This is a genomic window from Micropruina sp. (assembly GCF_047607385.1).
Lineage (GTDB): Bacteria > Actinomycetota > Actinomycetes > Propionibacteriales > Propionibacteriaceae > Micropruina.
The window spans coordinates 1-21,584 of the sequence record NZ_JASGDE010000095.1; the positions used below are offsets into that span (position 1 = coordinate 1).

15 protein-coding genes and 1 pseudogene are annotated in these 21,584 nt (G+C 71.9%); 10 read left to right on the plus strand and 6 right to left on the minus strand.

Going from position 1 to position 21,584, the window contains the following annotated elements:
• Positions 1 to 584, plus strand: a pseudogene (locus QM582_RS08675) (hypothetical protein); the annotation flags it as partial.
• A gap of 186 nt (positions 585 to 770) precedes the next feature.
• On the opposite strand, the gene QM582_RS08680 reads toward QM582_RS08675, so the two are convergent.
• From QM582_RS08680 to QM582_RS08705, 6 genes are all read right to left on the minus strand, one after another.
• Positions 771 to 1,976, minus strand: coding sequence for a DUF480 domain-containing protein (locus QM582_RS08680; protein WP_415083580.1), 1,206 nt, complete (start codon positions 1,974 to 1,976; stop codon positions 771 to 773).
• Positions 1,977 to 1,997: 21 nt separating this feature from the next.
• A complete protein-coding gene (locus tag QM582_RS08685; RefSeq protein ID WP_415083582.1) occupies positions 1,998 to 4,040 on the minus strand; it encodes a CHAT domain-containing protein in 2,043 nt (680 codons plus the stop codon).
• Between the two features lie 9 nt (positions 4,041 to 4,049).
• Positions 4,050 to 5,513: an esterase/lipase family protein gene (locus QM582_RS08690; RefSeq protein WP_415083584.1), complete on the minus strand. Its 1,464-nt coding sequence runs from the start codon at positions 5,511 to 5,513 to the stop codon at positions 4,050 to 4,052.
• Positions 5,513 to 7,525, minus strand: a complete 2,013-nt coding sequence (locus QM582_RS08695) for a CHAT domain-containing protein (RefSeq protein ID WP_415083586.1) — start codon at positions 7,523 to 7,525, stop codon at positions 5,513 to 5,515. Before QM582_RS08695 ends, QM582_RS08690 begins: the two co-directional genes overlap by 1 nt.
• A gap of 29 nt (positions 7,526 to 7,554) precedes the next feature.
• Positions 7,555 to 8,073 (minus strand): Hcp family type VI secretion system effector, encoded by a 519-nt coding sequence (locus QM582_RS08700; RefSeq protein WP_415083587.1) that lies wholly within the window; start codon positions 8,071 to 8,073, stop codon positions 7,555 to 7,557.
• Positions 8,074 to 8,159: 86 nt separating this feature from the next.
• Entirely contained in the window at positions 8,160 to 9,929 is a 1,770-nt protein-coding gene (locus QM582_RS08705; RefSeq protein ID WP_415083589.1) for a sugar-binding protein, read from the minus strand.
• Positions 9,930 to 10,034: 105 nt separating this feature from the next.
• Here QM582_RS08705 and QM582_RS08710 point away from each other — a divergent pair, with 105 nt between their 5' ends.
• The 9 genes from QM582_RS08710 to QM582_RS08750 form a co-directional block, all read left to right on the plus strand.
• The gene (locus tag QM582_RS08710; protein WP_415083591.1) at positions 10,035 to 10,760 is read left to right on the plus strand and encodes a DUF4255 domain-containing protein; all 726 of its coding nucleotides are present in this window, start codon (positions 10,035 to 10,037) and stop codon (positions 10,758 to 10,760) included.
• Positions 10,757 to 12,787: an ATP-binding protein gene (locus tag QM582_RS08715; protein ID WP_415083593.1), complete on the plus strand. Its 2,031-nt coding sequence runs from the start codon at positions 10,757 to 10,759 to the stop codon at positions 12,785 to 12,787. Before QM582_RS08710 ends, QM582_RS08715 begins: the two co-directional genes overlap by 4 nt.
• Positions 12,788 to 12,908: 121 nt before the next feature.
• A complete protein-coding gene (locus QM582_RS08720) occupies positions 12,909 to 13,586 on the plus strand; it encodes a DUF4157 domain-containing protein (protein ID WP_415083595.1) in 678 nt (225 codons plus the stop codon).
• Positions 13,587 to 13,687: 101 nt separating this feature from the next.
• Entirely contained in the window at positions 13,688 to 17,584 is a 3,897-nt protein-coding gene (locus tag QM582_RS08725) for a phage tail protein (RefSeq protein ID WP_415083597.1), read from the plus strand.
• Between the two features lie 123 nt (positions 17,585 to 17,707).
• Positions 17,708 to 19,252 (plus strand): phage tail sheath family protein, encoded by a 1,545-nt coding sequence (locus tag QM582_RS08730; protein WP_415083599.1) that lies wholly within the window; start codon positions 17,708 to 17,710, stop codon positions 19,250 to 19,252.
• Positions 19,253 to 19,277: 25 nt separating this feature from the next.
• Positions 19,278 to 19,721 carry a phage tail protein gene (locus tag QM582_RS08735; RefSeq protein ID WP_415083600.1) on the plus strand — a complete coding sequence of 148 codons (444 nt, stop codon included), beginning with the start codon at positions 19,278 to 19,280 and terminating at the stop codon, positions 19,719 to 19,721.
• Complete coding sequence (locus QM582_RS08740) at positions 19,721 to 20,167, plus strand: hypothetical protein (protein ID WP_415083602.1); 447 nt, start codon at positions 19,721 to 19,723, stop codon at positions 20,165 to 20,167. Before QM582_RS08735 ends, QM582_RS08740 begins: the two co-directional genes overlap by 1 nt.
• On the plus strand, positions 20,164 to 20,322 hold the full coding sequence (locus QM582_RS08745; protein WP_415083605.1) for a DUF6760 family protein: 159 nt from the start codon (positions 20,164 to 20,166) through the stop codon (positions 20,320 to 20,322). The genes QM582_RS08740 and QM582_RS08745 overlap by 4 nt, the downstream gene beginning before the upstream one ends.
• A gap of 24 nt (positions 20,323 to 20,346) precedes the next feature.
• Positions 20,347 to 21,584, plus strand: a 1,238-nt coding sequence (locus tag QM582_RS08750) for a hypothetical protein (RefSeq protein ID WP_415083603.1), incomplete at its 3' end; no start/stop codon positions are given.

Genomic DNA, 21,584 nt, shown 5'->3' on the forward strand with positions numbered 1-21,584 from the left:
AGATGGTCACCGGGCAGCGGCACGGTTGTGGCTGTACGGCCGGTACGGACACGACCACCTCTGCCGAGGCCACCGACAGTGTCGTTGCCCGCTCCGAAACCCTCGGACCCATCACCCGTAGCCAACTGGCTGAACTGTTCAGCACCCACCGGATCACCATCACCCCCGTCCTGCACGGCGACACCGAACAAGCCGTCGACAGCTACGAAATCCCCAACCGCATCCGCGAAACCGTCGTGCTACGCGACGTGTGCGAAGTATTCCCCCACTCCTCCCGCACAGCCCGCGGGATCGACCTCGACCACACCCAGCCCTACCTGCCCGGCGCCGACCAGCAGACCCGGCCCGGCAACCTCGGACCACTCACCCGAACCGTCCACCGCGCCAAAACCACAGGCCGCTGGACACTCCGACAACCCCGACCCGGCACCTTCTGGTGGAAATCACCCACCAACCAGCAGTACCGCGTCACACCGAGAGGCACCACCGACCTCTCCCACTGGTCACCCCTCGAACGCACCTTCGCCTGGGTGCTGGACACGCGACCCGATCGACGCGGCCAGAACGCCGAGAAGGCACCCTGAGATCAGCGTGGCGATCACGGTCGACAGCCGTGCCCAACCGGGATCGACGAGCGTCCGGACGCCGGCCAGGGCGATCGCGGTCAGCGCGGTGACCAGCCAGAACAACCAGGGTCGTGACGACCGCGGCGGGATGGAAGAAGGTGAACGGCACGCCGTCCAGCCTCCCCGGCTGCACAAGGCCGGAGATCAGCCAAGCCGGCCCAGCACGTACAGTCGCTCGGTGGACGCCTCGTCACCGGACGGCCCGCGCCGGTACCACTCGACGCCGGTCAGTCCGGCCGCCGCGAACGCCGCCAACAGCTGCCCCTGATCGTGCAGCACGAAGTCCAACTCCACCGATTCGCCGACCAGCTCGGTGACCCGGCGCACCTCGTCCCCGGCGTGCACGGCGACCGCCAGCACCCCGCCCGGCGCCAGCGTCCGGGCCAACGCGGCGACCGCCGGCGCCAACTCCGAGCCGGCCAGATGCACCAGCGAATACCAGGCCACCGCGGCGCCCCAGCCGGCCGCCGTTCGCGGCTTCAGCAGGGTGAACAGGTTGCCCACCTCGAAGTCCAGATCGGGGAACTCGCGGGACGCCACCGCCACCATGGCCGGGGACAGGTCGACGCCGCTCACCGACGCGCCCGTGTCGGCCAGGAAGGCGGCGATGTGACCCGGGCCGCAGCCGACGTCGACGATCGGGTTCGAACCGGCCAGCGACGCCACCCGCTCCAGCAGCCAGACATCGAACGGACGCTCGACCAGTTCGTCGCCGAGCCGCTCGAAATAGGCCTGCGCCACCTGGTCGTAGGTTTCCCGGACGCGTTGGTCGCGGACGCCGGCGCCGTCGGCCAGCACCACGTCCCGATCCACCGCCGGGACAGCGGCGACCGGGCCGGCCGACTCCGCAACCGGACCCAGCAGGTGCACCCAGCGCCGGTCCTGCTGGCCCGGACGCCGCTCCAGTTCCCGCACCAGCGGATCCGGCAGGGCCGCCATCCGGCGCAGCACCTGCTCCACGGCGTCCCGGTCGGCGAACGGATGCAGCCGTTCGGTCCGGGTCTTCAACTCGCCCGGCGCCTGCGGCCCGCGCAGCAGTAGCACGGTGATCAGGGCCCGCTCGTCGGGTTGCAGGCTGAGCACCTCGTCCAGCAGCTGGTGGTACTTCAGCGTCCGCGACCCCTTGCCGGCCCAGACGATCCGGAGCAGCCCGCGCGTCTTCAGCTCACGAGCCGCGGTCTCGATCGTCGCGTCGTCGAAGTCGGTGACCGGCTCGCGGCTGGAGGTCTGATTGCAGGCCACCCGCAGCGCGTTCAGGCTGAGCGGGTAGCTGGACGGCACGGTGCGCTGCTTCTCCAGCAGGCTGCCGATGATCCGTTGTTCGGTGGCATCGAGGGTGGGCAGTGCCATGGCAGCAGCCTAATGCCGCGATCAGGCCCGCAGTTCGAGTGCCTGCCAATAGGCCGGACGCGCCCGGACGTCCGCGGTCCGCTGCGGATTGGTGCTGCGCATGCCGAGGTTGCCGTAGCCGCCGCTCTGGCGTTCGGAGACCTGCACGTTGGCGGCCAGCACCGTCCCGGCCCGAATGCCGTTGAGCCGCGTCGTCGACCACGGGATCCGCGCCTCGAGCAGGTAGCCGGTGCTGGTCGGCGCCATCGCCGCCTCCAGGGCGGACGCGTCGCGCGCCAGGTCGAACGAGTTGCGCCTGGCGTTCGGTCCCAGAATGCCGCGCAACGGCTGGGTCTCCGCGCCGGCCGGCACCCCGAACATGTAGTACGCGTCGGTGGGACGGGCGAGATCGGCGGCGCCGAGTTTGCTCTTGTCCGGGCCCAGCTCCAGGATCACCGAATCGCCGCGGAACACCCGGCCGGGCTGCTTCGGATCGGGTGCGCGAGGGTCGGAATCCTCGACCACGGCGAGCAGGTAGAGCGCCTGGTCGTCCCACATCAGGTAGATGTCCGCGGTGGCCGTGCTGGTGCCGGCGATCTGATGTTCGGCCCGGGACACCAGCTGCCACTGCCAGTCGCCGCTGTCGCCGTCGATCTTCACCTTGCCGCGCAGCGCCTGCAGCGCCGGGACCGCGCGCACCGGGGGCAGGGACGCGGTACTGCGGCCCGGCGTCGGGCTGCCGGAACTGCTCGGCGACAGGCTCGGGCCGGGGCTCGGCGAGCCCACCGCGCCCGGCGTCCCACCCGGGAAGAAGGAGCGCCAGGCGAAGAACACCGCGACCGCCAGCACGGCCGCGACAACGGCCAGCAACGCCCACTTCGGCCCGGAACGGGACGGGGGCGGCACCGCAGGCTCGGCGACCGGCGGCGGCGACACCGGCGGAGACAACACCGGCGGCGACACCGGCTGGGGATGCCCGGCGACGTCGAAGATCCGGCCGTCACTGGCCCGCAGGTAGAGCACCGGGGTGCCCCACTCCACGTCGTTGTCGTCGCTGAACACCGCCACCCGGGCCTCGGCCAGGGCCGCGTCGATCGGGTAGCCGTCCGCGATCGCCGCGTAGAACTCCGCACTGAACACGGTGGCGGCGGCGTCGGTGATCTCGAACTGCATCGCCACCACCGCCGGGACGCCCTGCACCACCAGGCTCTGCGCCACCCCGCCGAGCGGATCGGCCGGCGACTGGCGGGCGCCCTCGCAGGCGTTCAGCAGCACCAGCCGCAGCGTGTCGTGATCGTGGATCATGGTGGCCAGGTCGGAACCCGACACCAGGTGGGCGAGCCGGTTGTCGTCCTCGAAGGCCAGCATGCCCTCGCCGGTGCTGTCGTTGAAGCCGCCGTGACCGATGAAGTGCAGCACGTGGAAGCCGCCGCGGCGCAGCACCCGGCGCAACTCGGCCAGCGTCCCGTTCGGCACCACGGTGATGCTGAGCTGGCCGGACTGCTCCAGCCCGGCCAGCGCGGCGCGGATCCGCTGCACCTCGGCGTTCACGTCCAGGGTGGCCAGGTTGGTGGGCGAGGCGACCACCACCAGCACCTGCAGCGGCGGGGTGACCGTGATCGGCGGCACCGGACGCGGCAACTCCAGGTAGCGCACCACCGGGGTCTTGGTGGACAGCACCAGGAACTGCTTCAACCCGGTCGGGTACAGGTACTCCCAGGGCACGTCCGCCAGCTGCGGCACGTCGCCCAGCCGCAGCCGCACCCGCAACCCTTTCCCGGCGGACGCCGCAGCGTCCAGGCTGCGCCGGAAGCAGATGCCCACCTCGCCGGCGAACAGGGCGTCGTACAGGGTGCCGCCGAATTGCTTGGCCAGCAGCTGGCTCGGCGAGCCGATCGCCCGGACGCCGGAGCGGGTCCGGCCCAGCTTCAGGATCACGTTCTCCAGGGCGTCCGGGTTGAACGGGAACACCATGGTGGCGGACGCCTCACCGCTGGGCGAGGACAGCACCGAGACCTGATAGTTGCCGGGCGTCGCGGTCGGCTCGACCTCGAGGTCGAAATCCAGGTAGTCCGGCGCCGCCATGATCTGCTCCTATCCGGTCAGCCAGGCCGCGATCTGGCCGGCCACGTCACGTTGGCCGAAGAAGCTGGCGTGGTAGACGCCGCGCTCCCGGGGCAGCACCAGGCGACGGTCCTCGCGGATCTGCATCGCGTCGTCGCCCTGGTAGACGCCGGCGGTCGGCACCACCAGGTCGTTGGGCAGGTTGCCGAAGACCCGGTCGACCACCGCGTTCTCCACCGCCTTCATCGTCATCGCCCGCCAGCCGCCGGACGGGCTGAAGTCGGCGGCGACGGCGAACTGCTCCACCGGCAGTTCGGAGGCGTTGAAGCCGGCCAGGAAGTCGCCCGCGGAATCCATCGCGGCCAGTCCCGGAATGCCGGTCAGCCCGTACTTGGCGATGATCTTCACCACCACCAGCACCGAGGTCAGGGTGGCCTCGACAACGGACGCCGCCCCGTCCGGCAGCAGGTTCACCATGGTGGTCACCCGGTCGATGAACGGCACCAGATTGCTCGGCGTGGCCAGCGCGGTGCCGTGGTTCGCGCTCGCCACGTGCACGATCCGGCGGACGTCGAACACCGGCTCGGTGCGCTGCCCGGCCAGCGCCCGGCTGACCAGGCCGCCGCGGCTGTGGCAGACGATGTCGGCCTGGATCTGGACGCCGTCCGGCACCAGTTCGCGAACCAGCTCGGCGTTCCCGATCGGATCGAGCCCCAGGGTGTGGTGGTCGATCGCCGCCACCCGTCCCTCGTAGTGGTCGCCGAGCGCGGCCAACAGGTCGGGCGGGAACGCGGCGAACGCGGTGTGGCTGGTGACGAAGGTGCCGTGCACGAACCACAGGCTGGGCCCGGACGCCAGCCGCGCCCAGTCGGCGTCGGTCAGGCTGGGCACCTCGGCGCTGGTGTAGTTGTCCACTCCGAACGGACGCGCCCGCGCGATCCGCGACTTCGACTCCCACAGCCGGGCCGCGGCCCCGGCCAGCGGCGGCACCACCAGCTCGGCCAGCGGCAGCGCGACCAGTTCCAGCACCTTGCGGCCGACCAGCCCGAACACGCCGCGGGACGCCGCGTGGCCGGGATCGGGGGTGGTGGCGAAGGCCGGCACAACGAACCGGACGACGCCGCCCGCGTCCACCGGGAAGTTCCAGCTGACCACGCCGTTCTCGTCCACCCCCAGCAGCACCTGGGCGACGTCGGCGCCGAGATCGGGGACGGTGACCTCCATGCCGTCCAGGCCGGAGCCCGGGGACCGCACGTCGCCGGCCGGGGCGTGCGGCACCGGGGCGACGTCCAGGGTGATCACCCGCAGCCGCAGGAACCCCTCCCGGGTGAGTGCGGCGTCCAGCGCCGCGCCGGAGCCGTCCACGTCCGGGGCGCGGGTGTCGGAGCCTGCTGTCACGTCGTGCAGATCGACCCGACCGCGCAGCCCGGGAGCCCGCACCGTGATGCCCCGGCCCAGGCTGACCTGCCGGGAACTGCCGTCGAGGTTCGCCATCAGTGCGCCTCCTGCCTGGTCAGGATCAAACCGGGATGCCCGTAGTAGGCGTAGGCCAGCGGGGTGGTCTCGTCCTTGCCCGGGAAGCTGGAGAACCGGGCCCGCAGCTCCCGCATCACCGCGCCGACCGGACGTCCCTTGCCGAGGGTCTCCTGGTAGAAGATCAGCGCGGTCTCCTTGGCGACGCTGTCGGTCACGCTCCACAGCGGCGCGATGAAGGCCCGGGCGCCGGCCCGCAGGAACGCGGTGGCCAGGCCGCCCTCGACCAGCGAGCCGCCGGAGTCGCTGGCCAGCTGGCAGCAATTCAGGAACACCATCGGTGCGGCGGTCCGGGTGAACGCCGAGCCCAGCACGATCGTCTCGTCGATCCGGACCGCGGTGTCCGACAGCAGCACGCCGCCCTGCCCGTGCCGGTCGGGGTCGGCCTCTCCGTGCGCGGCCACGTGCAGCACCTGGGCGTTCAGCGGAACCCCCCGATCGGTGTATTCGCCCTTCAGCAGGGTGGCCATCTCGGACGCGGTGCCCTTCACCCAGGCCGACGGCGGGTAGCCGGTGGTCAACGCCTGGCCCTCGGCCACCGCCTCCGGCAGCTGCGGCAGGCCGGACGCCACCCCGTACTCGCCGACCACCACGGCCAGCCCGGCGACGGCGATCGCGTCGGCGGGGGTGGTGCTGGGCCGACGCACACCGGACGGCGTCTCCGGACCGGCCGGACGCCAGCGTCCGACGACCACCTGCGCGCCGAGCACCTGGGGCGCGGACGGATCGACCAGGGTGCGATCGACGATGTAGTCCGCGTCGGTGGTGGCCAGCTCCCAGGGCACCAGGGCCTCCTGCGAGACCAGCAGCAGGCTGGGCAGCCGCCCGGCGTCCTTGGCGATCCGCCAGACCGCGGCGAGCACCTGCCAGAACTGCGTCGGCATCGCGGCGTTGGCGATGTCCCAGGCGACCCCGTTGACCTTCGACTCCGCGTTCGGGTCGTGATTCGCCTTGTGCATCGCCAGGATCACGCGCAGCGCGAAGGTCTCGGCGATCTCGCCGTCCAGTTCGGTGATCACCTGCTCGTCCGGCAGCGGCACCGGATGCGGGGTGACGAACGACCACAGGAAGGTGCCGGCGCGCTCGCCGCGGCTGATCGACACGGTCAGGTCGATCGGCGGCTGCGGGGCCAGGTTGACCGCCACGACCCCACCCTGGGTGGACGCCGGCGCGCCGGCCGGGGCGCCCGGCTCGACGGTCAGCTCCCGCCAGGCGGTGCCGATCAGCATGCCGGCCGCGGCGTACTCGATCTCGATCCGGCCCTGCCACGGCTCGGTGACGGCGGGCGCGGTGACGTCGATGCTGACGGTGTGCGCGGCCAGGTCCGACGGGTCGACCTCCAGGGTGTGCCGGACCTGGCCGACGGTGAAGTTCTCGGCCTTGATCAACACGTCCAGGCGGCGGGTGTCGCGGGCCAGCACGAACGCCTGCTGTTCGGCCGGCATGCCCGGCTGAACCTGCGCGGCGAGCCCCACCCGCACCGGGAACGAGGCCCCGGAGCCGACCTTCTCGGGGACGTCCACCCGCGGGTAGGCGGCGACCGGCTCGGCCTGCTGCTCGGCCTGCTCTTCGCCGGGCGGTTCGGCCCGGTGGCCGCCCTGAGGGGCGAAGTCGATGCCGCGGGTCGGGCCGCGGTCGTCGGGCCTGCCCTGCATCCAGCCGACGGCCCGGCCGCCGTCCACCACCAGCCCGGTCCAGCGACCGTCCAGCACGTCGTCGGCGGTGAGCTCGCGCACCTCGTCCGCGCCGTGCTCGTGCAGATCCAGCGAGACGCCGAGCGGCATCCGGTCGTCCAGGCCGGCGCCGAACACCCGGTCGCGTTCCTCGGGACTCAGCGAGTACCACAGCGTCCGGCCGGCGGTGCGCGGGTCGCGGCGCCGGATCGCCACCATCTGCTGCGCATTCGCCAACCGCATCGCCTCGCGGGCGGCAGCCACGGACATCGCGGCATCGAGGACAACGACCGGGTCCATGACGACTCCTCCCGAGCCAGCAGGCAGGCTCAACGATCCTGGATGTGCTCCCGCGGCCGCCAGATCCCGCCGCTGGCCGGGATGGGCACCGGTGAGTCGGTGGACGGCTGGGTGGTGGTCACCGTGTCGCCGGCCCGTCCGTCCGCCTGGGGCACCCGGACGGTGAAGGTGACCGAGGCGAAGCTGAGCCGGAACTCGTCGAGCAGCAGCTCGTCGTCCCCGGTCACCGTGTAGCCGCTGACCCGGACGTCGGCGAGGCGGAGTTCGGCGGTCGTCCCGGACCGGCCCAGGCCCTGTTCCCGGCTCAGCACCGCCTCGGGGATCGCGCGTCCGGTGGCGCAGGCCTCCAGCAGCCGCGGGGACGCGGTGCCGCTGCGACAGCTCAGGGTGAGTTCGGTGAAGTCGGGCCGGTTGGTGCGGGTGCCGGTGCCGAAATTGCCGGTGGCCAGCGAGCAGCCGAAGCTCCAGCTCCGCACCTCGATCGCGCCCTCGTGGCGGCTCGCGACCGAATCCCCGGGGATCCCCGGGATCGCCAGGTAACTGGGCATGACAGCCTCCTACCTACGGTGGGGGAACGAGACTAATCCTGCCCTGGATGTCGCCGGAAGGGGGCTGAATTGCCCATTGGCACCGGTCAGGACAGCACGACCCGCTGCCAGTACGCGGGGTGGCCCTGGTTCCCGGCCCGCTGCGTGTTGGTGGACACCATGGCCGTCTTGTCGCCCTTGCGGTCGCTGATGTTCACGTTCGCGGCGAGTTCCATCCCGCTGCGCGGGCTGAACTGCCGGAACGGCCACGGGATCCGGGCCTCCAGCAGGTAGCCGCCGTCGGGGCTGGTGGCGATCGCGGCGGTGACCTGGCCGAGGTCGAGGCGGCTGTCGAAGGAGGTGTGGCTGCGGCTCGGCCCCTGCACGCCGACCACGGCGTCGGTGACGAACGGGGGAGTCTTCGGCGGGGTGCGGTAGCCGAACATGTAGTAGCGGTCCGAGTCCCGCAGGTTCTCGGTGATCGAGGTGGGGCGGGCCAGGCCGAGCTCCACCGTGATGGCGTCACCGCGCCAGATCGTGGAGCGGTCCGTCGCGGCGGGCGCGGTGGGGGTCAGGTCGTTCACCTTGGCCATCACGTAGAGCGCCCCCTCGTCCCACTTCAGGTACACCTTGCCGTTGACGTCGGTCGGCACGGTCTGGGTGACCAGGTACTGCGCGGACGCCTCGGCCTGCCACGGCCAGGCGTCGGTGTTGCCGTCGATCGCCTCCGCGCCGTACACGGCCGTCAACGGCGGCTGATCGGTGTCGACCGGCGTGGGTGTCGGCGTCGGCGTCGGGGTCGGGGTGGCCGGGACGGGTGGCAGCTTGATGCACTTCGGATCCGACCAGGCGGAGTCCTTGCCGCCCCGGGTCACCATCAGCTTGAAGCAGACCGTGCGGTCCGCGGCGGCCGGCGCCAGGTTCGGCACGATCGCCGAGTTGCGGTCGCCGGACAGCTCCTGCGGATCGGTGGAGACGGTGCCGTTGGGGTCGGTCAGCTGCAGCCGGTATCGGGTGGCGCCCTCCAGGTTGTCCCAGTCCACCCGCGCGGTGGCGTGGTCGACGGCGGTGACCTTCGTGATCACCGGCGCCGGCGGGGCGCCGCGGGCGGCCAGCGACGGGATCGGCAGGGCGGCGGTGCCGACGAACCGGGGCAGCAGCTGCGGGGTGAGCAGGGCCAGCACCACCAGCAGGATCACCGCGCCGCCGGTGACCGCCATCCAGCCCGAGGGCCGCTGGTTGAACGCGGCCTCGGTGGTGGACACCGGCTGGCCGTCGGGGCGCAGCCCGAACACCCGGAAGGGGCGGCGGGCCGGCGTCCGCCACAGGAAGGCGCGCTTGGCGATGGCCCGCACCTCGACCTCGGCGCGTCCGCCCGGCGGCATGGTCAGCTGCGCCGGGGCGATCCGGAAACCGAGCGTCTCGTCGGGGTCGGCGGCGTCCACCCGCAACTGGACGACGGCGTTGCCGGTGTTGGTCAGGGTGACCCGGTGCCGGCCCTGCCAGTAGCCGGAGGAGGTGACCGGCGTCACCCCGGCCTGCACGCTGACCACCTCGGCGACCTCGACGACGCCCTCCGCGACCGCGCTGAACTGCTGGTCGAGGGTGGATCGCGCGATCACGCCGTAACCGTGCCGTCCCCCGATCACGCCGCCGACGGGCGGCTGGAACACGACGCTGACCGTCGCCTCCTGCTGGGGATAGACCGAGACCTCCGCGGGCTCCACCCGCGACCAGGCCGCGGACGGGCCCAGCACCTGCAGCTGGTAGCCCTCGACCACACTGCCGGTATTGCGGACGGTGACCTTGACGCGCGCCTGGCCCCCGGGCTGCACCGACGTGAGCTCGGCGTCCAGGCTGATGACAGGGTCCGCCACAGGCCGATCCTATTCGCCGCTGCAACGATCGGGATGCCCGAAGGGGCACAATACGATGCCCCGCGGACGGCTCCGCGGCCGGGCCTGCGCGACCAGACTGGGCACATGATCCACGAGGTGGACGCCGCGCTCCGCGCGCTGATCGACCGCGAGACCGGGATCCGCGATGTCGAGGTGGTCTTCGATGCCCCGACCCGGGAATGGGCCGGACGCCGCAACGCGCCCACCGTGGACGTCTACCTGTACGACATCCGCGAGGATCTGCGGCGCCGGGAACGCGGCGTGCTGAACGAGTACAACGCCGAGCAGACCCGGATCGTCGGACGCCACCTGCCGCCGCGCCACTTCAAACTGTCCTATCTGGTCACCGCCTGGACCCAGCGCCCCGAGGACGAACACCGGCTGTTGTCGGCGCTGCTCGGGGCGTTCCTGCGCTTCGACGCCCTGCCCGCCGAGCTGCTGACCGGGCCGCTGGCCGAGCTGGGCCTGCCGGTGCCGCTGACGGTGGGGCTGCCGCCGCCCGAGGACCGCGGCTTCGCGGACGTCTGGTCGGCGCTCGGCGGCGAGCTGAAGCCGTCCATCGACGTGGTGGTCAGCGCGCCGGTCGACACCGGGCAGCAGTTCCCGGTCGGTCCGCCGGTGGAGGTTCCGCCGCTGTTCACGCTGAGCGGCAGCAACGGCTTCCCCGGCACGGAGCGGGTCAGCCTGTCCATCGAGGCGGGCACCGAGGACGCCGAACGGCGCGCCGGGGCCCCCGCGCAGCGGATCCACGGGCCGGGCCGGGTGGCGATGCGCCGGCGCGGCCGGCTGACCATCAAGAGAACCCGATGACCGATTCGCTCGGTCACCTGGTCGGCCGGGCTGCCCTGGTGGAGTGGCGGGTCCGGACGCTGATCGACGAGCGCCGGGCCGGCGACCCGAATCCCGATGACGCCTTCCGCGGGCTCTATCTCAGCGACGAGGCGATCGATCGGCTGCTGGACGGCGGCCCGGACCGTCCGATGCCGGTGACCGCCGACCAGATCGACGCCCTGGACGGCGAGGCCGGCCCGGAGGTCCGGCTGCTCCGGTTGGCGCGCAGCGCCGGACTGACCCCGCTCGACGTCGAACTGCTGCTGATCGCGGCCATGCCGGACCTCGACCCGCGGTTCGAGCGGCTCTACGGCTACCTGAACGACGACGTGACCCGGCGGCGGGCATCGGTGGGGCTGGCCCTGCAGCTGGCCGGCGCGGCGCTGCTGTCCGCCCAGGCCCGGGGACGGCTGAAACCCAGCCGGCCGCTGGTCCGGCACGGGTTGGTGGTGGTCGAGGACGCCGACCGGCCGCTGCTGGGGCGGGCGCTGCGGGTGCCGGACCGGGTGATCGCCCACCTGCTCGGGGACGACACCCCCGACGCGGCGCTGGTCGGTGTGCTGGGCGACGCCGACGCGCACGTGTCGCCGTTGTCGCGGCAGCTGGCCGGGGCGCTGGCCAACGGCGTGGCGCTGGTCCATCTGCGGGAACGGCTGCTCGGCAGCGGGGCCGCCACGGCGTCCGCGGCATTGCTGGAGGCCGGACGCGGGGCGGTGGTGCTCGACCTGACCCGGGTGGTCGCCGCGCCCGAGCCGCACGCGGTGGCCCGGCTGGCCGTCCGGGAGGCGGTGCTGCGCGACGCCGGACTGGTCGCCGCCCCGGTGGAGCAGCTGGCCCAGACGCACCCGGACATCGTCCGCCGGCTGAGCGAATGCGGCGTCCCGGTGCTGCTGGCCGGATCGGCCAGTTGGGATCCGCAGTGGTCGGGGGCCACCCCGTTGACCGTGGACGCGCCGGTGCTCACCGTTTCCGACCGGCTCGGGCTGTGGGCCGGGCAGCTGGCCGCGGCGGGTGGTGCCGCCGACCGGCTGGACCCGTCCGCGCTGGCCGGTCATCTCGCGCTCGGCCCGGCGCAGGTGCGCCGGGCGATCGAGGCGGCCGGGATCGCCGCCTCGCTGCGCGACGGGGTGATCACCGCCGACGACCTGCGCCGCGGCGTCCGGGCCCAGAACGCCGCCGGGCTGGAGCGGCTGGCCCGGCGGATCGAACCCGAGGTCGGCTGGGACGACCTGGTGGTGACGCCCAACGTGCGGCGCGCCCTGGCCGACCTGACGGCGCGGGCCCGGCACCGGGACACGGTGCTGGCGGAGTGGCGGATGCGCCGCGGCGGCGGGCGCGGACGCGGTGTGACGGCGCTGTTCGCGGGCGATTCCGGCACCGGGAAGACGCTGTCGGCGGAGGTGATCGCCGGCGATCTGGGGCTCGACCTGTACACGGTGAACCTGGCCACGGTGGTCGACAAGTACGTCGGCGAGACCGAGAAGAACCTGGAACGCATCTTCGCCGAGGCGGGCGGGGTGAACGCGGTGCTGTTCTTCGACGAGGCGGACGCCATCTTCGGCAAGCGCAGCGACGTCAAGGACGCCCACGACCGCTACGCCAACATCGAGAGCGCCTACCTGCTGCAACGGCTGGAGACCTTCGACGGGCTGGCGGTGCTGGCCACCAACCTGCGCGCCAACATCGACGAGGCGTTCACCCGGCGGCTGGACGCGATCATCGACTTCCCGTCACCCACCGAGGAGCTGCGCCGTGCCCTGTGGGAGCACTGCCTGGCGGCTCCGCTGCCGGTCGCCGACGACCTCGACCTGGACTTCCTCGCCGAGGCGTTCGAACTGGCCGGCGGCAACATCCGGTCGGCGGCCACCACCGCCGCCTATCTGGCCGCCGCGGAGGGCGGGCCGGTGACCATGCGGCTGGTGGTGGCGGCCGTCGAGCAGGAGTACCGCAAGCTCGGCCGGCTGGTGCTGGAGCGCGAGTTCGGCCGGTTCTACGCCTCGCTGTGATCGCCGCGGCGGTGCCCGAAGGGGCAGTCGGGTGTGCGCGGGCAGAGCTTCCGCCGGTCGCGGCGCGGTGCCACGCTGAGACCCAGTGCCTCACGGCACAGCGCACAAGGGAGGCGCCACCATGCACGACCACCTGTCCGACGAGCGCATCGCGACCCTGCGTCCGAAGGGGGCGCGGATCGACGGCGACGGGGCGACGATGGCCGGCCAGGCCGCCGGTCACGGGCGCGCCGACGTCCTCGACCCGGACGCGATCCTCGGGCTGCAGCGCACCGCCGGCAACGGCGCGGTGGCGCAGCTGATGGAGGACGAGCGCTCGCCGGTGCACGACGTGATCAACTCCGGCGGCCGGCCGCTGGAGCCCGACGTCCGCGAGGACATGGAGGCCCGGCTCGGGCACGACTTCTCCGACGTCCGGATCCACGACGATGCGGCGGCGGCCGCTTCGGCGACGGCGGTCAACGCCCACGCCTACACCGTCGGCTCGAACGTGGTGTTCCAGCGGGACGCCTACGACCCGTCCTCGACGGCGGGACGGACCACCCTGGCGCACGAACTGACCCACGTCGTCCAGCAGCGCAGCGGGCCGGTGGACGGCACGTCCGCGCCCGGCGGGATCAAGGTGAGCGACCCGTCCGACCGCTTCGAGCGGGAGGCCTCCGCCAACGCCGACCGGGTGATGGCCGCGCCGGCGCCGGTGCAGCGGGAGGCCGCCGACGAGGGCGAGCAGGACGAGGAACCGGTGCAGGGCCTGTTCCTGCAGCGCGAGGAGGACGAGGACGAGGAGTCTCCGGCCTGATCCTCGGGGGCCGGCGTTGCCCGATCGGGCAGCGAAGTCTGCCCGCAGATCGACCCTGCCGACCACTGGCCCCCGACGCACGAAGGGGGGAGACTCGTCCGGTGCGTGCTCCATCGATGCAGGAGCGTGTCCGCGCACCCGCCGATCAGGCATTGCGACGCGGGCAGGCTTCGGCCCGCCCCCGTCCCCGCGGCCCGCTCGGTCCGGCCGCGATCCTCGAACTGCAGCGCGCCGTCGGCAACGAGGCGATCAACGCGTTGATGCTCGGGCAACTGCGAATGCCCGGCCCGCAGGCCGCTCGGGAGATGACCGACGCCCGCACCGAGCTGAACCGCGACGAGCCGTCCGTCGACAAGGTCGAGAAGGGCCTGAAAGCGGCGCAGGCGCTGGGCATTCCGGTCGACCTGGAGGGCGTTCGGCCGCCGGCGTCCGCGCTGGCCGTGACCAGCACCGGATTCGGGCCCGGTGCGGTGCCGGCGAAGAAGCCGGTGCCGCCGCCGAAGCCGACCCCGCCGGTCAGCCCGCTCGGCAAGGCGGCCGCGAAATCGGCCGCCGGCGCGAAGAAGACGGGTGCCGCCCCGGTTCCGGCGCCGCTGGCCGCCGCGCCCGCGGCGGAACTGGCGCCGCAGACCGTGGTCGACCCATACCAGCCGCCCGCCGCACCCACCCTGGTCCGGCCCGAGGACGACGCCGCCTTCGTCGCCGTCACCGGACGGGTCGCGGCCACCGCGAAGCAGCAGCGGGCGCACGCCCCGGCGTCCGCGAAGGCCAAGGAGGCCCAGGACGCGGCAGTGCCGCCCGCCAACGACATCGGCGCCCAGGCGAAGGCCGCCAAGGCCGACACGATGGACGCCCAGCGACCGGGCAGCTTCGACAAGAAGGCGTTCATCACCGCGGTCAAGGCCGCGATCGAGGCGAAGACCCCCACCACGCTGGCCCAGGCCGACAAATTCAAGGAGTCGGGCAAGGCGGCGGAGGTCAAGGGCGAGATCAGGGGCATGGTCGCCGACGGCAAAGCCGGCCAGGCGCACGACATCGCCGAGGCGACCGCGGCAGCGCCGGAGGAGTCGAAGGCGGTCGCCAAGCCGGTCACCCCGATGGGGCCGGAGCCGGCCGGCACGGCGGCGCCGATCCCGGCGGTCGGAGCGGTGCCCAAACCCGCCCCGGCGGACCAGTTGAACCTGGCCGGCGGCACCCATCAGGCCAACGAGGCGCTGGCCGAGGCCGATGTCACCGAGAAGCAGCTGGCCGAGTCGAACGAGCCGCAGTTCACCGAAGCGCTCGCCGACAAGAAGGCCGCCGCGACCCAGGCCGTCGCCGCGCCGGCCGCCTACCGGGCCGAGGAGGCGCAGGTGATCGGCCAGGGCAAGGTCGAGGCGCAGGCCGACGCCACCGCGGGCCTGCGCGGCATGCAGAGCTCGCGCGCCGGCGCGCTCGCCCAGCTGGTCGCCGACAAGGGCAAGGCGAAGACCAAGGACGAGGCCAAGCGGGCCGAGGTGACCACCAAGATCGACGGACTCTTCACCGCCACCGAGGCCGACGTGAAGAAGATCCTGGACGGCATCGACCCGAAGGTCGACAAGGAATTCAGCGCCGGCGAAGCGGCCGCCCGGGCACGATTCGAGAACTACGTCGACGCGAAGATGTCGGCCTACAAGAAGGACCGGTACGGCGGCTGGCTCGGCAAGCTCCGCTGGCTGCGGGACAAGATCAAGGGGATGCCGGCCAAGGTCAACGAGTTCTACCAGGCCGGCCGCGAGCTCTACCTGCAGGAGATGAACCGGACCATTTCGCGGGTCGCCGACATCGTCGGTGCCGACCTGACCGCCGCGAAGACCCGGATCGCCAAGGGCCGGGCCGACATCGCGTCCTATGTGACGTCGCTGCCGAGAGATCTGCAGAAGGTGGGCGCGGACGCGTCCAAAGAGATCGGCGACCGTTTCGAGCAGTTGGAGAGCGACGTCGACTCCAAGCAGCAGGAACTGGTGGACAGCCTGGCCACCAGGTACGTCGAGGCGCGCAAGGGCTTGGACGAACGGATCGAGGAATTGCAGGCCGAGAACCGCGGTCTGGTGGACAAGGCGATCGGTGCCATCAAGGGCGTGATCAACACCATCCGGGAACTCGTCGCGATGCTCAGCAATGTGCTGTCCCGCGCCGCCGGGGTGGTCGGGCAGATCATCAAGGCGCCGGTGAAGTTCCTCGGCAACCTGATCGCCGGCGTCAAGGGCGGCATCCTCAAATTCAAGGACGACTTCCTGGGTCACCTGCGCCGTGGCCTGATGAGCTGGCTGTTCGGGGCGCTCGCCGAGGGCGGCGTCGAACTGCCCAAGTCGTTCGACCTCAAGGGCATCATCGGCTTCCTGGCATCGATCTTCGGTCTGACCTGGGCCAACATCCGCAATCGCGTCGTCAAGCAGATCGGCGAGAAGGCGATGGGCGCGGTCGAGAAGGGCGTCGAGATCTTCCAGGTGATCGCCGGGCCGGAAGGCGTCGGGGGACTCTGGCAGATGCTGATGGAGAAGCTCGGCAACATCAAGGAGATGATCTTCGCTTCTGTGAAGGACTTCGTCCAGGACCGGATCATCTCGGCCGGCATCAGCTGGCTGATCGGCCTGCTGAACCCGGCCGGGGCGTTCATCAAGGCCTGCAAGCTGATCTACGACATCGTGATGTTCTTCGTGAACAACGCCGCCCGGCTGGCCCGATTCGTCAACACGATTCTCGACTCGATGGCCGAGATCGTCGCTGGCAACATCTCGGCGGTGGTGAACAAGATCAACGACGTGCTCGGCCAGATGGTGCCGATCATCATCGGGTTCATGGCCAGCCTGATCGGGCTGGGCGGCATCGGGCAGAAGATCCGCGAGATCATCCAGAAGCTGCAGAAGCCGGTGAACAAGGCGATCGACTTCGTGATCAAGACCGGCCTGAAGCTCGCCGGGCCGATCATCCGCGGCATCGCGGGCATCGGCAGGAAGGTCAAGGCCAAGGTGGCTGCCGGCAAGGCCTGGGTGAAGGGCAAGGCCGAGGCAGGCAAGGCCTGGGTGAAGGGCAAGGTGGCCGCTGTGCTGGACCGGCGGTTCACGATCGGCGCCCTCCGCCACCACATCTGGACCGGCCCGGACGGCCGGCTGATGGTGGCGTCCGGCAACCCGCAGCCGATCACCAACCTGGATCGACTCAAGTCGCTGAACGACCGCTACCAGGCGCTCGGCCCGGATGCTCCCATTGCAGCCAGGGAACGGATCGTGGACGGGATGATCGCGCTGATCAAGCAGGATCCGGCGCTGATCGCGGCCCTGGCCGGCTCCCATCAGGTCTACGATCCGCCCAACCTGGGTGACGTGGGGCGCCATCGGGCCCAGACCGGACGGTGGATGCCGGACGGAGCGAGCCCAGCGTTCGCCCCGCTGTGGCACCTGGAGTCCGAGCACGTCATCCCCAAGGCGTACCTCGACAAGCTCTTCGAGGCGATCGACGGGCGGCTGCAGCGGCGCGGCATGAGCATGACGCGGATCACCGATGCGGAGTACAACGCCATGACGACCGTGCTGATCTACCGCGGCGCCGCCGACCTGAAGACGGACGCCGCCGGAGGCGATGCGGAGAACATCCGGCGGATGGCGGACGAGTTCGACGACGAGATCGGCGCGCTGCGGCGGGCGCGGAACTTCTCCAAGGATCCGGAGAACGACCGCGCGGCATTCCTGGCTCGCGCCCGGGCGATCCACCAACGCCTGGAGGACGCCTTCGATTCCGGCGGCGTTCCGGGTGGCGTGGTGCAGCGCACCGTCGATGCGATCACCGCCGAATGGGCGCGGAACGCGGTCGCCCGCGGTTGGCCGGCGTTGCCGCCGAGCCTGGCCAGGCGCGATCAGGTGATCGCGGCGGTGCAGCAGGCGCACGCCGCGCAGCTGGCCCAATTGCGGGCCATGTTCCAGGCCCGGCTGACCGCTGTCGTCACCAGTTCCGGCGCCCGATGGCGCGGCCGCTGAGGCGATTGCCCACTCGGGCAATCGGGACTGCCCCCGGAAGCGTCCGTCCGGCCGTGTCGCCGGATCGTGTGGACGGCGAGGCTGGCGTGTGCAACACGAGCCAACGAGCGAGGAGCCGCAGCGATGCCGACCTATCAGTCTCCCGGGGTGTACGTCGAGGAAGTGGCCGCGGGTGCCCGCCCGCTCGCCGGAGTGGGTACCGCGGTGGCCGGGTTCGTCGGCCTGGCGGAGTCCGGCCCGTTCAACAAGCCGACGCTGGTCAGCAACTGGACGCAGTTCACCACCACGTTCGGCGGGTTCATCGCCGGCAGCTACCTGGCCCACTCGGTGTACGGGTACTTCCAGAACGGCGGCGGCAACTGCTACATCGTCCGGATCGGTGAAGAGCCCGGTGCCGCCGGGCAGGCCCGGTCCAGCCGGACGCGGGCCCTGCCGGGCGCTCCCAGTGGGCAGTTGGGCCGGCTGCGGGCGGCCGCCATCGACCCCGGCGTCCAGCCTGGAGAGCTGACCGTCGAGATCGCCGACGCCGGCGGTGAGTCGCCGAGCGACGACATGTTCCGGCTGCTGGTGAAGCGCGGCGGCGAGGTGGTCGAGGACTTCGACCGGGCCAGCCTGGCCAAGGGCAAGCAGAACGTGGTCGCCATGGTGAACGCGGCGTCCAAGGTGATCAACCTCGAAGAGACCGCCCCCGGCGCCGTCGAGCGTCCGGCGAACGCCCAGGTCACCCTGGTCGCGCCGCCCGCGGCGCCGCCGGCCCGGCTCAGCGCCGACGATTATGTCGGCGACGTCGCCGAACGCACCGGCTTCGCGGCCCTGGAGGCCGTCGACGAGGTGACCATGCTGTGCGTGCCGGACCTGATGAGCGCCTACCAGCAGGGCGCCATCGACCTGGACGGCGTCCAGGCCGTGCAGACCGCGATGATCGCGCACTGCGAACTGATGGGCGACCGGATCGCGATCCTCGACCCGCCGCCCGGGTTCAACGCCCAGCAGATCAAGGAATGGCGGGTCGACAAGGCGCGCTACGACTCGATGTACGCCGCCTTGTACTGGCCGTGGATCCAGACCATGGATCCGCTCACCGGCACCCTGGGCTACCTGCCGCCGGCGGGGCACCTGGCCGGCATCTGGGCTCGCAACGACAGCACCCGCGGCGTCCACAAGGCCCCCGCCAACGAGGTGGTGCGGGGCGCCATCGACATCGAGATCAACATCACCCGCAACGAGCACGACCTGCTCAACCCGCAGGGGATCAACTGCATCCGGGCGTTCCCGGGCCGCGGCATCCGAGTCTGGGGAGCGCGGACGCTGTCCTCGGACGCGGCGTGGCAATACCTGAACGTGCGCCGGCTGTTCAACTACCTGGAGGAGTCGATCCTGGACGGCACCAACTGGGTGGTGTTCGAGCCGAACGACGAGGCGCTCTGGGCGAAGATCCGGCGCACCATCGCGGCCTTCCTGGTACAGGAATGGCGCGCCGGGGCACTCTTCGGCAGCACCCCGGACGAGGCCTTCTACGTGAAATGCGACGCCGAGACCAACCCCGCGGAAGGCATCGACGCCGGCCAGGTGGTCTGCGAGATCGGGGTGGCGCCGGTCAAGCCGGCCGAGTTCGTCATCTTCCGGCTCGCCCAGTTCTCCGGCGGCACCTCGCTGGTCAGCGAATAACCATCCCTAGAGAGGCAGACCCACCATGGCACTTCCCGATGGCGACAGCAGCGTCGGCCACTCCTTCGGACTCGAGTTCGACGGCATCACGATCAAATCGATCACCGAGGTCAGCGGCCTCAAGATGGAGCAGGACGTGGTCGAGTTCAAGGAGAACGGAGCCGACGGCAAATTCCAGCTCCGCCGGCTGCCCGGACGTCCGAAAGCACCCGACATCACGCTGACCCGCGGCCTCACCGCCGACAACAGCTTCGAGAAATGGATCAAGGACAGCCGGTTCGGAAAGATGAGCGACGTCCGCCGCGGCGGCGCGATCATCATCTACGACTTCGAGGGCAACCCGGTGAAGCGGTACAAGCTCACCAACGCCTGGCCCAAGAGCCTGGAGATCGGCAGCCTCAAGGCCGGGGACACGTCCTACCTGTCCGAGAAACTGGTGCTGACCTGCGAGAGCATCGAGGTCGAGTGATGCGCCGGGGTGCACTGGTCGACCTGCTGCCGAGGGGGTCGGCGGACGACTCCGAACCGGCCCAGGCCACGCCGGAGCCCCTGGTCACGGAGTTCTCCTTCGTGCTGCCCCGCGGCTACCTGGACGACGCGGGCACCGTGCATCGCGAGGGCGTGATGCGGCTGGCCACCGCCCGCGACGAGCTGATCCCGCTGCGCGACGACCGGGTCCGGGAGAACCCTGCCTATCTGACGGTGGTGCTGCTGGCCCGGGTGATCACCCGGATCGGCACCGTCGGGGACATCCACGCCGGGGTGGTGGAGAACCTGTTCGCCGCCGACCTGGCGTTCCTGCAGGACCTCTACCGCCGGGTGAACACCGAAGGCCACACCCGGGCGGCGGTGACCTGCCCGGCCTGCGAGCACCGCTTCGCGGTCGACGTCTCCGGGGGCCGCCTGGGGGAATAGCGACCTACGCGGCCGACCGGCTCTACGCCGAGGTCGCGTACCTCGCCTACTACCTGCACTGGTCCCGGGACGACCTGCTCGACCTCGAGCACGCCGAGCGGCAACGCTTCGTGGCCGAGGTGGCCGCGCTGAACACCCGGATCCAGGAGTCCTGACCGAGCCCGTGAGGAGGTGACGAGATGGGGTGGTGGGAACGTCCGCTGGCCAGGCTGCTGGGACGCCCCGCTGCCGATCCGGGTAGCCGGACGGCCGCGGCGCCGGTGCCGCGCACCCCGACCGGGGAGTGGGACGACATCCCGCCGCTGCAGCGGGTGCTGGCCGAGCCGATCGCCCCGGTCGCCATCAACGACCGGTTCCGCGCCTCGCTGGCGTCCTTCGCCGACCCCAGCCTGCTCGCCTCGCCGAGCCATCGCGTCGACCCCTCGGTCGGCGGCCTGGCCGACGCTCTGGTGACGCCGACGCTGCAACGCCGGACGGTGTGGGAACCCGCCGGCGACGACTGGGCGGTGGTGCCGCTGGAGTTCCGGCACGCCGCGGCCACGGCCGAACCCAGCGTCCCGGACGCCGAACCGGGCGCCCCGGACGCCGAACCGGGCGCCCCGGGCGCCGAACCGGGGGATCCTCCGGACGCGCCGGCGATCGACCCGCTCCCCAGTGCGAGGACCGCCCCCGCGGCTGTGCAGCCGGTGCTCCAGCGATCGGTCCCGGTCGTGCCCACGGCACCGGCCGGGCCGCCGGCCACGCCGACGCCGGCGTCCTTCCCGCCGCCGGTGCTCCAACGGCACACCCCGACCCCCCACGCCCCGACTCCCGATGAGACGGAACCTGTCGCCGAGTTGGCGCAGCCGGGCTCGGCGGAGCCGTCCGCGCCCGTGGCGGATCGCGACATCCCGCTGGCCGCGCCGGACCGCCCGGTGCCGTCCGGCTTGCCGGTCGCGGTGCAGCGCAGCACCGAGGGACGCGGGGTGCAGCAGCCTGCGTCGCGCCCCTCGGTCCCGATCGGACTGCCAATGCAGCGTGCCTCGCATCCCGGCACCCCGGCTCCGCTCACCCCGGCTCAGCTCACCGCCGCTCCGCCTGCTCCGCTCGCCGTGCCCGTCCAGCGTGCGTCGCTTCCGGACGCCCCGGGGATCCCGGCCGTGCCGACGCCCCCGGCCACCGTGCAGCTCACTCCTGCCCGGCCCGTCGCCGCGGGCCAGCCGGTCATCTCAACCTCGCCGGCTGCCCCGAGCCCGCCAGTCACCCCGGCCCTGCCGGTCGCCTCAACCTCGCCGGTCACCCAGCCCCCGCCGGTGACCTCACTCCCGCCGGTCACCGTGCCGCCGATCATGGCCGTCCAGCGCCGTGCGGTCCCGGATCCCGCGCCCACACCGCCGCCCGCGGCACCGGCCGCCGTCCAGCGGGTGACCGCCGAGCC

Excerpts from the sequence above, each read along its gene's own strand:
- QM582_RS08690 (WP_415083584.1), bottom strand. The coding sequence starts at position 5,513 with ATGGCGAACCTCGACGGCAGTTCCCGGCAGGTCAGCCTGGGCCGGGGC.
- QM582_RS08735 (WP_415083600.1), top strand. The coding sequence starts at position 19,278 with ATGGCACTTCCCGATGGCGACAGCAGCGTCGGCCACTCCTTCGGACTC.
- QM582_RS08700 (WP_415083587.1), bottom strand. The coding sequence starts at position 8,073 with ATGCCCAGTTACCTGGCGATCCCGGGGATCCCCGGGGATTCGGTCGCG.
- QM582_RS08740 (WP_415083602.1), top strand. The coding sequence starts at position 19,721 with ATGCGCCGGGGTGCACTGGTCGACCTGCTGCCGAGGGGGTCGGCGGAC.
- QM582_RS08710 (WP_415083591.1), top strand. The coding sequence starts at position 10,035 with ATGATCCACGAGGTGGACGCCGCGCTCCGCGCGCTGATCGACCGCGAG.
- QM582_RS08720 (WP_415083595.1), top strand. The coding sequence starts at position 12,909 with ATGCACGACCACCTGTCCGACGAGCGCATCGCGACCCTGCGTCCGAAG.
- QM582_RS08730 (WP_415083599.1), top strand. The coding sequence starts at position 17,708 with ATGCCGACCTATCAGTCTCCCGGGGTGTACGTCGAGGAAGTGGCCGCG.
- QM582_RS08680 (WP_415083580.1), bottom strand. The coding sequence starts at position 1,976 with ATGGCACTGCCCACCCTCGATGCCACCGAACAACGGATCATCGGCAGC.
- QM582_RS08685 (WP_415083582.1), bottom strand. The coding sequence starts at position 4,040 with ATGGCGGCGCCGGACTACCTGGATTTCGACCTCGAGGTCGAGCCGACC.
- QM582_RS08695 (WP_415083586.1), bottom strand. The coding sequence starts at position 7,525 with ATGGACCCGGTCGTTGTCCTCGATGCCGCGATGTCCGTGGCTGCCGCC.
- QM582_RS08715 (WP_415083593.1), top strand. The coding sequence starts at position 10,757 with ATGACCGATTCGCTCGGTCACCTGGTCGGCCGGGCTGCCCTGGTGGAG.